Origin of the sequence: Streptomyces sp. NPDC001194, assembly GCF_042896985.1 — a bacterium.
In the GTDB taxonomy this organism is placed as follows: Bacteria; Actinomycetota; Actinomycetes; order Streptomycetales; family Streptomycetaceae; genus Streptomyces.
In genome coordinates this window covers 98,161-111,709 of record NZ_JBIAXU010000016.1, presented here as the reverse complement: position 1 = coordinate 111,709, position 13,549 = coordinate 98,161, and the positions used below count along the sequence as shown (strand labels likewise).

The 13,549-nt window shown below is 74.1% G+C and carries 11 protein-coding genes, 1 tRNA gene and 1 riboswitch; of the genes, 6 read left to right on the top strand and 6 right to left on the bottom strand.

Annotated features, from left to right (window positions below; translation table 11 throughout):
* Positions 1-24 precede the first annotated feature (24 nt).
* Positions 25-822 carry an IclR family transcriptional regulator gene (locus tag ACFY1T_RS26900; RefSeq protein WP_390790450.1) on the bottom strand — a complete coding sequence of 266 codons (798 nt, stop codon included), beginning with the start codon at positions 820-822 and terminating at the stop codon, positions 25-27.
* A gap of 129 nt (positions 823-951) precedes the next feature.
* On the opposite strand from ACFY1T_RS26900, the gene ACFY1T_RS26895 reads away from it, so the two are divergent.
* The gene (locus ACFY1T_RS26895; RefSeq protein ID WP_390790449.1) at positions 952-1,590 is read left to right on the top strand and encodes a bifunctional 4-hydroxy-2-oxoglutarate aldolase/2-dehydro-3-deoxy-phosphogluconate aldolase; all 639 of its coding nucleotides are present in this window, start codon (positions 952-954) and stop codon (positions 1,588-1,590) included.
* A 2-nt stretch (positions 1,591-1,592) separates the two neighbouring features.
* Positions 1,593-2,615: a PfkB family carbohydrate kinase gene (locus tag ACFY1T_RS26890; protein WP_390790448.1), complete on the top strand. Its 1,023-nt coding sequence runs from the start codon at positions 1,593-1,595 to the stop codon at positions 2,613-2,615.
* Here the strand turns inward: ACFY1T_RS26890 and ACFY1T_RS26885 are convergent.
* Together ACFY1T_RS26885 and ACFY1T_RS26880 are read right to left on the bottom strand one after the other, a co-directional pair.
* Complete coding sequence (locus ACFY1T_RS26885; RefSeq protein WP_390790447.1) at positions 2,604-3,488, bottom strand: aldo/keto reductase; 885 nt, start codon at positions 3,486-3,488, stop codon at positions 2,604-2,606. The two genes, ACFY1T_RS26890 and ACFY1T_RS26885, sit on opposite strands and share 12 nt — an antisense overlap.
* Before the next feature lie 644 nt (positions 3,489-4,132).
* Complete coding sequence (locus ACFY1T_RS26880) at positions 4,133-5,458, bottom strand: glycoside hydrolase family 18 protein (protein WP_390790446.1); 1,326 nt, start codon at positions 5,456-5,458, stop codon at positions 4,133-4,135.
* A 378-nt stretch (positions 5,459-5,836) separates the two neighbouring features.
* On the opposite strand from ACFY1T_RS26880, the gene ACFY1T_RS26875 reads away from it, so the two are divergent.
* From ACFY1T_RS26875 to ACFY1T_RS26860, 4 genes are all read left to right on the top strand, one after another.
* Positions 5,837-5,910, top strand: a tRNA-Trp gene (locus tag ACFY1T_RS26875).
* A gap of 103 nt (positions 5,911-6,013) precedes the next feature.
* Positions 6,014-6,089, top strand: a riboswitch (cobalamin riboswitch).
* A gap of 56 nt (positions 6,090-6,145) precedes the next feature.
* Positions 6,146-7,129 carry an ABC transporter substrate-binding protein gene (locus ACFY1T_RS26870; RefSeq protein ID WP_390790445.1) on the top strand — a complete coding sequence of 328 codons (984 nt, stop codon included), beginning with the start codon at positions 6,146-6,148 and terminating at the stop codon, positions 7,127-7,129.
* Positions 7,126-8,175, top strand: a complete 1,050-nt coding sequence (locus tag ACFY1T_RS26865; protein WP_390790444.1) for a FecCD family ABC transporter permease — start codon at positions 7,126-7,128, stop codon at positions 8,173-8,175. Before ACFY1T_RS26870 ends, ACFY1T_RS26865 begins: the two co-directional genes overlap by 4 nt.
* Positions 8,172-8,963, top strand: coding sequence for an ABC transporter ATP-binding protein (locus ACFY1T_RS26860; RefSeq protein WP_390790443.1), 792 nt, complete (start codon positions 8,172-8,174; stop codon positions 8,961-8,963). Before ACFY1T_RS26865 ends, ACFY1T_RS26860 begins: the two co-directional genes overlap by 4 nt.
* 29 nt (positions 8,964-8,992) lie before the next feature.
* On the opposite strand, the gene ACFY1T_RS26855 is transcribed toward ACFY1T_RS26860, so the two are convergent.
* From ACFY1T_RS26855 to ACFY1T_RS26845, 3 genes are all read right to left on the bottom strand, one after another.
* Complete coding sequence (locus ACFY1T_RS26855) at positions 8,993-9,391, bottom strand: VOC family protein (protein ID WP_390790442.1); 399 nt, start codon at positions 9,389-9,391, stop codon at positions 8,993-8,995.
* Positions 9,392-9,476: 85 nt separating this feature from the next.
* Complete coding sequence (locus ACFY1T_RS26850; RefSeq protein WP_390790441.1) at positions 9,477-11,093, bottom strand: N,N-dimethylformamidase beta subunit family domain-containing protein; 1,617 nt, start codon at positions 11,091-11,093, stop codon at positions 9,477-9,479.
* A 29-nt stretch (positions 11,094-11,122) separates the two neighbouring features.
* Positions 11,123-13,516 (bottom strand): polysaccharide lyase 8 family protein, encoded by a 2,394-nt coding sequence (locus ACFY1T_RS26845; protein ID WP_390790440.1) that lies wholly within the window; start codon positions 13,514-13,516, stop codon positions 11,123-11,125.
* Between the last annotated feature and the right edge of the window lie 33 nt (positions 13,517-13,549).

The window sequence follows — 13,549 nt, the reverse complement described above, 5'->3', positions numbered from 1 at the left end:
CCGAGGGCAGGCCCGGCCACTGTTTCACAGCAGCGGAGCGAGCGCCTCCGTGGCCGTGAGCAGGGCCGGCGCGTACGCCTCGATCTCCTCGCGCGAGACCAGGAAGGTCACCGTGGTGACGCTGACCCCGCCGATCGGGCGACCCTCCGGGTCCAGGACCGCGGCGCCGATGCACCGGATCGTCGGCTCGTTCTCCTCGTCGTCCACGGCGAAGCCCCGGGACCGTACGGTCTCCAGCTCCGCAAGCAGGGCCTCCGTGCCGGTCAGCGTCCTCGGCGTGCGGCGCGGCAGTCCCGCGCTCGCGATCAGGGCCCGTACCTGCGCCTCGGGCAGGTGCGCCAGGATGCTCTTGCCGATCGCGGTGCTGTGGAGCGGCATCCGCATCCCGACGCGGGAGGCCGTCCGGAACGGCTGGTCGCTCTCCAGCTTCCGGATGTAGGTGAGCGTCTCCCCGCTGTGCAGGGCCAGGTGGACCGTCTGGCCGACCGCCGCGCGGAGCTCGCCGAGGATCCGCCCGATGCTGTGCGGCTCGCCGCCGCCGACCAGGGCGGACAGAGCCCGCAGCCGGGGCCCGACCCCGTAGCGAGATCCGCCTTCCGGGCGGACGAATCCCTGCTCGGTCAGCGAGGCGAGGATCCGGAACGCGCTCGATTTCGGCACGGCCGCGGCCGCCACCACATCGGTGAGCCGGTGCGGTCCGCCCGGCGCGGCCACCGCCTCCAGGATCCGCATCGACTTCTCCAGCGCCGTGCCGGCGGCCGAGGTGCGGCCGCCGCGCGCGGGGCTTGCGGCCGGGTCGTTCGTGGGCCCGTCGTCGGGCATGCGCTCTCCCAGGGCAGGGCGGGTGGCGGTAGGGTCTGCGAAAGTGGTTCCGCTACACGGTACTTCGTTCCACTACGCGGAACAAGTGGCGTGTGGTGCAGCGGAACAAGATGGAGAGGGAGGGGTCCTTTGTCCTGCCACCCGTACGACGCGCTGTCGGCCCAGCGGCTGCTGCCGGTCCTGCGCGACGCCGATGCCGACGGAGCCGTTCGCCGGACCACGGGCCTGCTGGCCGCCGGCTGCCGCGTGGTCGAGCTGACCACCTCCACCCCCGGCTGGGCCGAGGCCGTCGCGCGGACCGCCCCGCTCGCCGACGCGTCCGGCCGGGCCGCCCTGATCGGCGTCGGCACCGTCACCACCGCAGGCCAGGCCGGGGCCGCCCTCGACGCGGGCGCGGCCTTCCTGGTCTCCCCGTACCCGGCCCGCGAGGTCCGGGCGCTCGCCGACCGGCGCGGGGCCGTCTTCCTGGAGGGCGGGTTCACCCCGGGGGAGATAGCCTGCGCCGTCCGGTCCGCGGGCGCCGCGAAGGTGTTCCCGGCGCACGTCGGCGGTCCGCAGTTCATCCGCTCCCTCAAAGCGGTCCTGCCCGAGGGGCTGTTCATACCGACCGGCGGCATCCGGCCCGCCGAGGTCGGGGAATGGCTCGCCGCGGGGGCGGCCGCCGTCGGCATCGGCAGCGGCCTGCCCGACGATCCGGGCGAACTGGCCGCCGTGTTCGCCGAGCTGGCCCGGCCCTGCTGCACCGGCTGCGCCGCGGTGGGGCGCTGAGGATGGCCCCCGCGCTCCGCGGCGTCCGCGCGACCGGCCGCGACCCCGGCTACGACGTCCTCGTCCTCGGAGAGGTCCTCGTCGAGATCCACACCGACACCGCCCTCGGGGAAGCCGCCGACGGCACCCCGGCCCGCATCTCCTACTCCGGCGACGCCCTCAACGCGGCGGCCGCGGCCGCCGCCGCAGGGGCCCGGACCGCCCTGCTCACCGTGGTCGGCGACGACGAGCTCGGCATCCCGCTGCTGCGCCGCGCGGCCGCGCTCGGCGTGGACGTCGCCCACGTACGCCGCGCCCCGCGCCCCAACGGCGCCTATCTGCTCGCCGCCGACACCGAAGGGGACCGCGCCTTCGTCTACTGGCGCACCCACAGCGCCGGTTCCACCCTCTCCACCCGGCACGTCGATTCCTGGCAGGACCTGCTGACGGGCACGAAGGCCCTCATCACCAGCGGGATCACCGGCGCGCTGTCCCGGAGCAGCCGAGAGGCGGTGGTGGCCGCCGCCGAAACCGTGCACGGGGCCGGCGGGCACCTCTCGTACGATCCCAACTTCCGGCCCCGCCTGACCGGTCGGGCCGAGGCCCGCGAGCTGCTGGCCCGGATCGCGCCGCTGACCGGGCTGCTCAAGACCTCCTGCCCCGCCGACTCCGAGGCCCTGGTCGGCACGGCCGATCCGCGCGCAGCCGCCGCCCGCTACCGGGCCCTGGGCGCCCGTACGGTCGTCGTCACCGCGGGCGCCGACCGGCTGCTGCTCGACGACGGCGCGCGGGCGGAGTACCACCCCGTACCGGTCAACCCGCGTCCGGTGGACGCGACCGGCGCCGGGGACTGCTTCACCGGCACCGCCACCGCCCGGCTCGCCCTCGGCGACGGCCTGGCCGACGCCGTCGCGTACGGCATGGCGGCGGCCTCCCTCTCGGTCTCCGGCCGCGGCGGCACGGGCCGCGTCCCGACGTTCCCCGAAACGGCGGCCCTGGCCGCCGCCCACCGCGGAAGCGGCGCCGGGCGCCCCCTAGACGGCTGAGAGCAGCGCGATCTCCTCCGGGGTCAGCCGCAGCGCCCCGGTGGCGACGTTCTCGACGAGGTGGTCCGGGTTCCCGGTGCCCGGGATGGCGAGCACGTGCGGGCCGCGGTTCAGGGTCCAGGCGAGCCGCACCTGCGCCGCCGACACGCCGTGGGCCTCGGCGACGGCCCGCACCTGCCCGGCCTCCTCCGCGACCGCTCCGGCCTCCTTGCCCGCGCCGGCGATCGCGAAGAACGGCACGAAGGCGATGCCCTGTTGCCCGCACGCGTCGAGGAGGGCGTGGTCCTCGGCGGGAGAGCCGATCCCGTACGGGTTCTGCACGCAGACGACGGGGGCGATGGCCAGGGCCTCGGCGAGGTGGTCGGGCCGTACGTTGGACACGCCGAGGTGGCGGATGAGCCCGGCCGTGCGCAGCTCGGCCAGCGCGCCGAAGTGCTCGGCGATCGACCCGGAGCTCTCCCGGCGCGGGACCCGCAGGTTGACCACGTCCAGGTGGTCCCGGCCCAGCTGGCGCAGATTCTCCTCGACCTGCCCGCGCAGCTGCTCGGGCGTGGCCCACCACCACACGCCGGCGCTGTCGCGGCCCGGTCCGACCTTGGTCGTGATGACCAGGTCGTCGGCGTAGGGGGCCAGGGCGCGGTTGATCAGCTCGTTGGCGGAGCGGGTGGGGGAGAAGTAGAAGGAGGCGGTGTCGATGTGGTTCACGCCGAGCCCGACGGCGCGCCGCAGTACGGAGACGACCCGCTCGCGGTCGGTGGGGGAGCCGTCGGCCAGGTGCGTCAGGCGCATGGCGCCGAAACCGATCCGGCGGACGGCGAGGTCGCCGAGCCGCCAGGTGCCGGATGCTGCCGCGGTGATCGTTTCGGAGGTCATGGGGTGAGGTTAACGGGACGGCCGGCCGGCCCTCGGCTGAGCGACGGCCGCCGGCCCGCCGCTACCGTCGCGCGCTCCAGCAGATCGTGCTCGGCGCGGACCGTGAAGGCCGCGGTGGCGATGTGCAGTACGGGCCGAGGCCGGGCCGTCAGCCAGGACATCGCCCGGCGCCGCGTGCGGCTCGCCGGGGACCAGGTGCACGTCCACCTCGTCCGCGCCGGCCACTTCGAGGGTCGTGACCGTGTCCGTCGTGCCCCCAGAGGTCACGCGGACCAGGTCAGGGGTGGAAGAGGTGCGGTACAGACCGCGCAGCGTCCGCCCCTGCCACGGGCCTTGGGCGTGCCGGCAGGGCAGTTCCCTGAAGGGCTCCGCCCACGTCAGCCGCAGCGCGAGCGCCGAGGCGAGCAGCAGCGGGTCTCCTTCTCCGACAGGACCGGCAGCCGCCCGATCAGTCCGCCGTGAGGACCGTGCCCTCCTCGCCGGTCACCGCCTGCCGGATCCAGCGCGTGGTGAGCCGGTTGACCGCCCGTACCGTCGTGGTCTCCATGGCGGCGAGCGTACGGGGTGGGACGCCGCCGGGCCGGGTCGTTTCCGCGGCCCGGCGGCGCCGGTCGGGTGGGCCCTGCGGCCGGTGTCGCGGCCGGTCAGCGGCCGTGCAGCCCCCGGTCGACGGCCGTCATCAGCTCCCCGTCGGCGGTGTCCGCGTCCAGGGACCAGAACATCGCGCCGCCCAGGCCGTTCTCGCGGATGTACTCCGTCTTGGTCCGCAGCACCTGCGGGTCGTCGTACGTCCACAGCGTGCTGCCGTCGAACAGCCAGGCGTGGCCGCCCCGGCGGTCGCGGTAGACCTTGTACGCACCCGAATCGGCGAGCTTCTTCAGCGCCTTGTAGTCCTCGTACCCGGCCGCCCAGGTCGCGGGCGCCGGGCCGGTCGCCGGCCGGCCCATGCCGTCCCCGCCGCCGCTGACCCCGGTCCAGCCCTGCCCGTAGAACGGCATGCCCATCACCAGCTTGTTCGCCGGCGCCCCGCGGTGGCGCCAGGCCTCCACCGTGCCGGCCGCGCTGAAGTCGCCGCGGGCGTGGAGCGCGGACTGCTGGGCCGTGACCGGCTCGCCGGAGACGTGGAAGTCGTACCCCTGGAGGTTCACGAAGTCCAGGTCGCGCATGATGCGGCGGACGTCGAAGCCCGCGTCGATCTTGGCGGGGGCGGTCGGGACGAACGCCGTCAGCTCGTACTTCTCCTTCCGCTTCTGGCCGCGCGCGTACGCGTCGAGCTGCGTACGGAACTCCTTCACCAGTGCCGCGAAATTCTGCTTGTCCTCGGGGCGGTACGTGGTGTCCGTGTCACCGGCCGAGCCCGGCCACTCCCAGTCGAGGTCGATCCCGTCGAAGAGCCCGGCCGCCGAGCCCGCGCCGCCGCGGGCGCCGTCCTGGGGCAGGTTGCCCTTGATGTAGAGGTCGATGCAGGACTGGACGAGGGCCTTGCGGGACGCGGGGGTGAGGGCGGCGTTCGAGAAGTGCGTGGACCAGCTCCAACCGCCCAGCGAGAGGAGGACCTTGAGGCCGGGGTGCCTGGCCTTGAGCTCGCGCAGCTGGTTGAAGTTGCCGGCGAGCGGCTGCTCCGCGGTGTCGGCGACCCCGTCGACGGAGTTCGCGGCGTCGAGCGGGCGTACGTAGTCGGCCCAGGCGTCGGCCTCGCCGGGCACGTTGCCGGTGAAGCACTTGCCCTCCGCGCTGATGTTGCCGAAGGCGTAGTTGACGTGGGTGAGCTTGCCGGCGGTGCCGCTCGTCTCGAGGTCCTGGACCTGGAAGTCCCGTCCGTAGACGCCCCATTGGGTGAAGTACCCGACCCGCTTGTACGAGCGGTCGTGCCCGCCGTCGGCCTGCGCGGCGGCGGCGGGTGCGAGGGCGGTGAGCAGGGCGAGGGAACAGGCGGCGACGGCCAGCCTGCCGGGCATGCTGCGGCGCATGGGCTTCCTTTGCGGAGGCGGGAGCGGTGCGGGACGCGTGCGCGGTGCATGCCGGAAACTATTGGTCTGGACCAGATGGGTCAAGGGGGCGTTCGAAACTCGGACCGGAGGGGACCGCGGCGAGGGCGGCGACGCCGGTCTGTCGCCCCCGCCGAGGTCAACTGCCCGCCGCCCGGTACCTCCTGTCCGATCGGGTGGACGCCGACTGGATCGGGCACGGCGGCGCGATCCAGGTGGGCGCCGTCCTGACCAGGGGAAACGCGCTCCGATCGGCTGGCTGCGGACCATCGGCTCCGCCACGCGGGCCGGAGTCCCAACCGCTTGACCCCAAATCCATTTGGATCTCCGGGGCGCTCCGTGTCAGAGTTTCCTCACCGAAGGGGCGTAGCTCAGCTGGTCAGAGCGCTGGTCTCCAAAACCAGATGTCGCAGGTTCGAATCCTGCCGCCCCTGCGAGCAGTACGCGCGCCGGGCCCGTCCCCTCCGAGGGGGCGGGCCCGGCGGCGTTTCGAGGCCGTCTGGCAGACTGGGGCGAACCACCCCCAGGCGGTGCAGGACAGGAAACCGGTGCGAATCCGGTGCGGTCCCGCCACTGTGACCGGTCCCCGCGCGGGACCGGGAGTCAGACACTGACGCATCGCCTCTTCACGTCGACCAGGGGACGAGGATCCCCCGGAGAGGCTTCGCCATGCCGCGTTCCCGCGCCGTTCTGCGCGCACTCGTCCCGATCGCGCTCCTGATACCCCTGGCCGCCTGCGCCGGTTCGCCCCCGTCGGGTGACGGGCCCGCGGCCGCCGCGCCGGGGTTCCCGTACACCGTCACCAACTGCGGTGTCAGCAGCACCTACCAGGCCCCGCCGCGGCGGGCCGTCACGATGAACCAGCACGCCACCGAGATCCTGCTCGCCCTCGGCCTCCAGGACCGGATGGCCGCGACTGCCTACCTCGACGACTCGGTGCTGCCCGCCTACCGGCCCGCCTACGACAAGATCAAGGTGCTGGCCGAGGAGTACCCCTCGAAGGAGGTCCTCCTCGGCGCCGACCCGGACTTCGTCTACGGCGGATACGCCAGCGCCTTCGACAAGGCGCAGGGGCGCGACCGCGAGGGACTCGCCAAGGCCGGCATCAACTCCCGGCTCAGCGTGGAGTACTGCAGCACCGGCCCGGTCGGCCTCGAACAGCTGAAGACCGAGATCACCGAGGTCGCGCGGACCTTCGGCGTGCCGGAGCGCGGCGCGCGCCTCATCGCGGACGAGCAGCGCCGCATCGACGCCGTCACCGCCCGGGTCAAGGACAAGCCCAGGCCGGCCGTCTTCGTCTACGACTCGGGCGAGGGCACCGCCTTCACCTCCGGCGGAGGCGGCATCGGCAACGAGATCGTCTCGCTGGCGGGCGGGACGAACACCTTCGCCGACCTCAAGGACACCTTCGGTGACGTGTCGTGGGAGAAGGTCATCGAGCGGCGGCCGGAGGTCGTCCTCATCTACGACTACGGCGGCACCACCGTCGAAGCGAAGAAGCAGCGCCTGTTGAACGACCCGGCGCTGGCGGAGGTTCCCGCGATCAAGAACAAGCGGTTCGTGGTGCTGCCCCTGTCCTCGGCCGTCCTCGGCGTGCGCGTCGCCGACGCCGTGGAGTCCCTGGGCCGCCAGCTCCACCCCGACGCCGCGTGAGCCGCCCCCGCATACCGCTCGTCCTCGCGCTCCTGGCCGCCGCGCTCCTCGCCTCGGCCGTCGCCGGGCTCGCCCTGGGGCCGGTACGCATCGCCCCCGGCCGGGTCCTCGACATCGTGCTGGGCGGACCCGGGCAGCGCACCGGGGCCTTCGCCTCCATCGTGTGGGACGTGCGGATGCCGCGGGTGCTGCTCGGGGCGGTCGTCGGAGCCGGGCTGGCCGTGGCGGGCACCGTCCTGCAGGCCCTCGTACGCAATCAGCTCGCCGATCCCTTCCTGCTGGGAGCCTCCTCCGGGGCTTCGCTGGGCGCCGTCCTCGTCATCGTCTTCGGCGCCGGAGCCGCGGGTACGGCCGGCGCCCTCGGCGGGATCGGGGCCCTGGGCGTGCCGGCCGCCGCCTTCGCCGGGTCGATGGGCGCGCTCGTCGCCGTCTACGCCATGGCCCGGCGCGGTGGCACGATGACCACCGGCCGGCTGATCCTCGCCGGGGTCGCCGTCCAGTACATCCTGTCCGCGCTCACCAGCCTGGTGCTGGTGCTCGCCGCGCACCCCGACCAGGTCCGGTCCGTCCTGTTCTGGACCCTGGGCGGCCTCGGCGGCGCCCGCTGGGGCGAACTCGCCCTGCCCGCCGCCGCGCTGCTCGTCGGCACCGCCCTGCTGATCGCGCTCGCCCGGCCGCTCGACCTGCTCCTCGCGGGAGAGGAGGGCGCGCGGACCCTCGGCCTGGACACCGGGCGCTTCCGCGCCGCCGTCTTCGTCCTCACCTCCCTCGTCATCGGCGTGCTCGTCGCGTACAGCGGCGCCATCGGGTTCGTCGGGCTCATGGTTCCGCACGCCGCCCGGATGGCGGTCGGCTCCGGACACCGGGCGCTGCTGCCCGTGGCCGCGCTGGGCGGGGCCGTCTTCCTGACCCTGGCCGACCTGGTCGCCCGTACGGCCGCGGCGCCCGAGGAAATACCGGTCGGCGTGGTCACCGCGCTCGTCGGCGGACCGTTCTTCCTGTGGATGCTGCGCCGCTCGACGCGGGTCGAGGGGGTGGCGGGATGAGCGGGCGGCAGCCGGTGGAACTCGCCGTCGAGGCCGTGCGTTACGAGACCGACGGGCACACGCTGCTGCACGGAGTCGACCTGACCGCGCGGCCCGGCGAGACGGTGGGGGTGGTCGGCCCCAACGGCAGCGGCAAGACCACGCTGCTGCGCTGCGTCTACGGGACCCTGCGGCCCACCGCCGGCCGGGTGGTGCTGGACGGCGAGGACGCGGCGCGGCTGGGCGCCAAGGACCGGGCCCGGCGGGTCGCCGTCGTCCCGCAGGACGCGGCGGGGACCTTCGGGCTGACCGTCCGCGAGGTGGTCGCGATGGGGCGCAGCCCGCACAAGCGCTTCTGGGAGCAGGACGGCCCGGACGACGAACGGCGCGTCGCCGAGGCCCTGGAGACCGTCGGCGCGAGCGGCTTCGCGGGCCGGCGGTACGACGGGCTCTCCGGCGGCGAGCGGCAACGGGCCCTGGTGGCCCGCGCCCTCGTCCAGGAGCCGGGCCTGCTCGCGCTCGACGAGCCGACGAACCACCTGGACATCCGCTACCAGCTGGAGATCCTCGCCCTGGTCCGCGCGCTGCCCGCCACCGCGCTGCTCGTGCTGCACGACCTCAACCTGGCGGCCTCGTACTGCGACCGCCTGTACGTACTGGCGGGCGGCCGGGTCGCTGCCGCGGGGACACCGGCGGAGGTGCTGACCGAGGACCTGCTGGCCGAGGTGTACGGGGTCCGCACCCGCATCACCGCCCATCCGGCCGGCGCCGCACCGAACATCGTCTACCTCCCGCTCGACGGGAAGTGAGCGGGAGGCGGACGTGTGGCTCCGGCCGGTCAGCCGGCCGTGGGCTCCTGGTAGCCGTACGGACGGGTGATGATCTCCATCCCGTGGCCCGACGGGTCCGGGAAGTAGACGCCGCGGCCCCCGTCGTTGTGGTTGATCTCGCCCGGCTTCTTCATGTGGGGATCCGCGAAGTACGGGATCCCGGCCGCCCGGATCTTTCCGAACGCCACGTCGAATTCCGCTTCGGACACGAGGAACGCGTAGTGCTGGACGGTGAGGGACTCGGCCGGGACGGTCGCGAAGTCGAGGGTGACGCCGTTGGCCGTGCTGACGGGGACGAACGGGCCCCATTCGGTCCCGACTTCAAGGCCGAGGACGTCCGCCAGGAATTGCGCGGACTCCCGGTTGTTCCGGGCGTGGACGATCGTGTGGTTCAGCTGTACTGACATGAGTGAATGCCTCCGCAAGGCACATCACGGGCACCTCCATGCCTCACCCGGTCGGTGACCGACACGCGATGCCGTGAGCGCGATCCTAACCTCCGTACACCGCCTTGACGTTGTCCTGCGCGGGGTGTGCGCGCCCCGCCGGGCCCGCGGCGAACGCCCGCAGCAGGTTCTCCGTCACCCGGGTGGTCAGCGCGCCGGCCTTCGCGTCGAGGCCGTGGTTGGCGCCGCCGCGGCCGTCGCCCGTCGCGTCCAGGGCCTCCACCCACCGCATGGTCCCGGTCGCGAACACGCCCGCACCGCTGGGAACCGTGTAGTACGCCGTGTCCTGGTGGCTGGGCCGGCCCTCGCACACCACGGGGGAGTGGGCCAGGATCTCGATCGGCCGGGGCGTCGGGAACCCCGTGTCGACCTTGTCGTACTCCACGCCCACCAGGTGGGGAAACCGGTCGCCGGCCTGCACGCCGGTTCCCTCGAACAGCCAGTGGCCGGGGTGGGTCACCACGTACGGGGCGTCCACCGGGTATCCGTCGTAGATCACGCCGAGCAGTGAGCTCTCCGGGTCGGCGCCGGGCGCCGACCGGAAGTCCACGGTGGCCGGCTGGCCGCGCTTGAAGCCGGGGTCCTGGTCGTAGGCCGACTTGTAGCAGACCACCGTACGGTCGGGCCCGAGATCGGAGGGCTCCAGCCGGATCCGGCGGAAGCAGCAGTTCGCGCCGAGGATCGCCAGGTTGGTCCCGGCGTCCCGGGCGGCGGTGAAGTGGGCGCGCTGCTCGGGCGACCAGTACTCGTCGTGGCCGAGGGAGAGGACCGCCGAGGCGCCTTCCAGCAGCCGCTTCTCCCGCGCGACGTCGGTGGTCGTCGCGTAGGCCAGGGGTATGCCGAGCCGCTCTGCGAGGGCGATCAGGGGGGCCTCGTAGACGAGGAACAGGCCCGCGCCGTCGTCGTACTCGTACGGCCGGTCGAAGGTGACGGCGAGGGAGCGCGAGGCGTAGCCGCCGCTGGGGCCGTCGTAGCTGCCGTAGCCGCCCCACCGGTTGTACGCCTGCCAGGTCGCCACCGCGTTCACCACGACCGTGCGGCCCGCGCTCGCCGCCGAGCGGACGGTGACCGGGACGAAGCGCTGGCCCTCGCCGCCCTGGGCGTCGAGCCGCAGCAGGTAGCAGCCCTCGGGCCAGTCCTTGGTCTCGACGGTGGTGGTGCGGGGCCACCGGGTGCGGACGGTCCGGGTGGCGGGATCCACCGTGTGCTCCGGCTGGCGCACGCCGGGCAGCGCCTCGGACCGCCACACCAGCCGGGCCCGGGCGCCGCCGTACCAGCCCATCCGGTAGGCGGAGACGGTGAACCGGGGCGCGGTGGTGGACACGTGCAGGCCGAAGGACTCGCCGGGCAGGACGCTGACCTTGTCGGCGAAGCCCTCCACGGCCCGGGCCGGTCCGGCCTTCGTCACACGCCAATCGGCATGCCCCGGCTTGGCGTTCTCGGCCTTGACGTCGAAACCGGCCGGCCCGCCCTTCCCCGCCGCCGGGCCGGGCTTCGCCCCCGTGCCCCCGCTCTTCCCCGCCGCCCCGTCGGCTGCCCCGTTCCCGCAGCCGGCCACGGCCCCGAGCCCGGCGGCGGTGGCCGCTCCCGTCGCGATCGCGAGGAACCGCCGCCTGTCCGCGCCGTCGCCGTCCCCGGCCCCGGCTATGTGCTCCTGATCCATGAAGGGCACGTTATGTCACGCTTGACGTCTCACCCCAGCCGGACCACCACCTGCTGGCCGGCGCCCGCCGCCGCGGTCAGGTCCCCGAAGCCGAGCCGCAGCTGTCCGCCCGTGGCCTCCGAGACCAGGCTCGGCGGGCGGGACAGCACCGCGGCGACCGGGCGGTGCCACACCAGCGTCAGCGAGGTCAGGGCCCGGGCCGGGTCCGCGACGCACACCGCGGCCGTGCCGTCCGGTCCCTCCCGGACCGTCACCGAACAGGGCGCTCCCGCCTCCAGCGGGCCCGCCGATCCCGCCTGCCAGAAATTGACCCCGGTGAAGCCGAGCGAGGGCACCGAGATGCCTTGGGCGGTCTCCGAGTTGGCGAGCACCACGAGCCATCCGGCGGTGGCGGCCCTGGCGGCGGTCCGGGCCGCCGTCGCGCCCGGCAGCACCTGGTGGACGTACCCCGCTCCGGCCGGGTCCACGCCGTGGTCGTACCAGAGGGTGAGGTAGCGCCGGGTCAGGGCCGTGGTGGAGCCGCCCCGGTTGATCTCGCTCCACCGGCCGGTGCGCGCCTCGCGCAGGGCCTTGAACGAGCCCGCGCCCGACATCACGTACCCGCCGAAGCCCGCCAGATGGGCCCAGCCGGGGGAAGGGAAGGCGGCCGACCAGCCGAGGGCGGCCGGCTGGACCGTACCGCCCACCGTGAGGGCGTGGGTCCCGGCCGCGCCCAGATTGCGGTTGTCGACCACCGTCTCGACCGCGGCCCCGTCCGAGCAGCGGATCCCGGACCCCATGCAGACGATCGTGTCGGCGAGGAAGAACCAGGACGTGCGGGCCGTGAGCGTACTGCCCAGGCCCCGCAGCTGCTGCCCCAGCGAGGCGAACTCCCCGTCGGTCGTCCCGCCCACCCAGGCCGCGTCGGGCCGGGACGCCCCCCAGTCGCCGCCCGCCCCGTCGGCGAGCACCTTCCGCGACACCGTGGTCCCCGGCAGCCGGTACGGGTCCACCGTCGGCCAGAAGGCGTCCGAGTACTGGCCGTTGCCGTACGAGGCCCCCCACCAGGAGAGCATCCCGCTCCCGGTGTGCCAGCCGCGCAGGTTCTCCCCGTTGCCCGTCTCGTAGTGGGCGATCCGCTTCGAGGCCATGGACAGCGAGGCCGCCCAGCCGGGCCGCCGGTGCGTGGCCCGGTCCATGGACGCGAACAGCCGGTGCCCGACCGGCTCGGGCAGTGCCGCGACCGACGCGTCGGCGTCGACCTCCGCCAGACGGGCCAGCGAGGACAGGGCGAGTGTCGTGTCCGCGAGGGGGCGACTGTAGTAGTCCCGGGCCATCCACCCCTTCACGAGCCCCCGCCAGCGTGCCCGCTCGGCCGGGCTCGCGCCCTGCGCGAGGAGCAGGATCGCGGCCAGCACCGCATGCCCCCGCGCATGGTCGTCCTGCTGGACCTGGCGCGGATCGGCGACCATCAGACCCCGGCTCACCGCCCGCCCGGACACGGAGTCCATGATCAGACCGTTGAAGAGGAACGGAGCCCAGGCCCGTTCCACCGCGTCGAAGGCGATCTGCGCCCCGGGGTCCGTGACCTCCCACGCAGTGCCCTTCAGCAAGGCGAACAGCATCCCCAGCCCGCCGAGCAGCACCGCCCCGTACGTCCCCGTGTACGGCACCCAGGTGTGCTGCACGAACGACCCGTCCCGGTAGAGCCCGTCGCCCGCGCTGACGTACGGGAACACCGGCGCGAGCGCGTCCCGGGCCAGGGCGATCTTCGCCGAGTCCCCGCCGACCACCCCGCGCAGCGCCAGCACCCGGCACAGGTCCACCCGGTTCGCCCCCGTACTGGTCCCGGCGTACGAGCCGACGACCGAGTCCGGGACGAAATGGTCGACGGCCGCGCAGAACGCCGCCGACCGGGCGGCCGGCAGCTCCGCGTACAGCAGCACGCACAGGTCCAGCAGGGCCTGCGGGGCGCCGATCTGCCAGCAGTACCAGTTCCCGTACCGCACCTGGCCGGCGTGGTAGACGTCCGCGTGCAGATGGTCCAGCCCGGTCAGCAGGGCCGTGCGCAGCCCGGCGTCCCCGGTGACCCCGGTCCCGGGCCGTACGTACGCCTCGGCCATGGTCCGCAGCCGGTGGTAGCTCTGCATCATCATCTCGGGGTCGCCGCCGTACCCCAGGTCGGGCCAGAGCGAACCGGCCGCCGGAGCCATGGCGGAACGCCATCCGCCGGCCAGGGCGCCGAGATCGGCGAGTCTCGACCGGAACGGCTCGGCCGCGGCGGGGACGTCACCGCCCAGGAGAAGCCCGCGCCACACCGCCCGCATGGCGTCGTGCACCCCGTCCGTCGGCGCGGCCCCCGCCCGGGCGGCGGGCGCTCCCAGCAGGAGCGCACCCCCGCCCGCGGCGGAGAGGAAGGCGCGCCGACTCCACACGTCTGTCATCGCATGCTCCGTTTCCGATCCCGTACCGGCCCC

What these genes read in the sequence shown, in the direction of transcription:
- ACFY1T_RS26870 (WP_390790445.1), top strand. Translation starts at nt 6,146, where the DNA reads ATGCCGCGTTCCCGCGCCGTTCTGCGCGCACTCGTCCCGATCGCGCTC.
- ACFY1T_RS26890 (WP_390790448.1), top strand. Translation starts at nt 1,593, where the DNA reads ATGGCCCCCGCGCTCCGCGGCGTCCGCGCGACCGGCCGCGACCCCGGC.
- ACFY1T_RS26855 (WP_390790442.1), bottom strand. Translation starts at nt 9,391, where the DNA reads ATGTCAGTACAGCTGAACCACACGATCGTCCACGCCCGGAACAACCGG.
- ACFY1T_RS26845 (WP_390790440.1), bottom strand. Translation starts at nt 13,516, where the DNA reads ATGACAGACGTGTGGAGTCGGCGCGCCTTCCTCTCCGCCGCGGGCGGG.
- ACFY1T_RS26850 (WP_390790441.1), bottom strand. Translation starts at nt 11,093, where the DNA reads ATGGATCAGGAGCACATAGCCGGGGCCGGGGACGGCGACGGCGCGGAC.
- ACFY1T_RS26885 (WP_390790447.1), bottom strand. Translation starts at nt 3,488, where the DNA reads ATGACCTCCGAAACGATCACCGCGGCAGCATCCGGCACCTGGCGGCTC.
- ACFY1T_RS26880 (WP_390790446.1), bottom strand. Translation starts at nt 5,458, where the DNA reads ATGCGCCGCAGCATGCCCGGCAGGCTGGCCGTCGCCGCCTGTTCCCTC.
- ACFY1T_RS26900 (WP_390790450.1), bottom strand. Translation starts at nt 822, where the DNA reads ATGCCCGACGACGGGCCCACGAACGACCCGGCCGCAAGCCCCGCGCGC.
- ACFY1T_RS26860 (WP_390790443.1), top strand. Translation starts at nt 8,172, where the DNA reads ATGAGCGGGCGGCAGCCGGTGGAACTCGCCGTCGAGGCCGTGCGTTAC.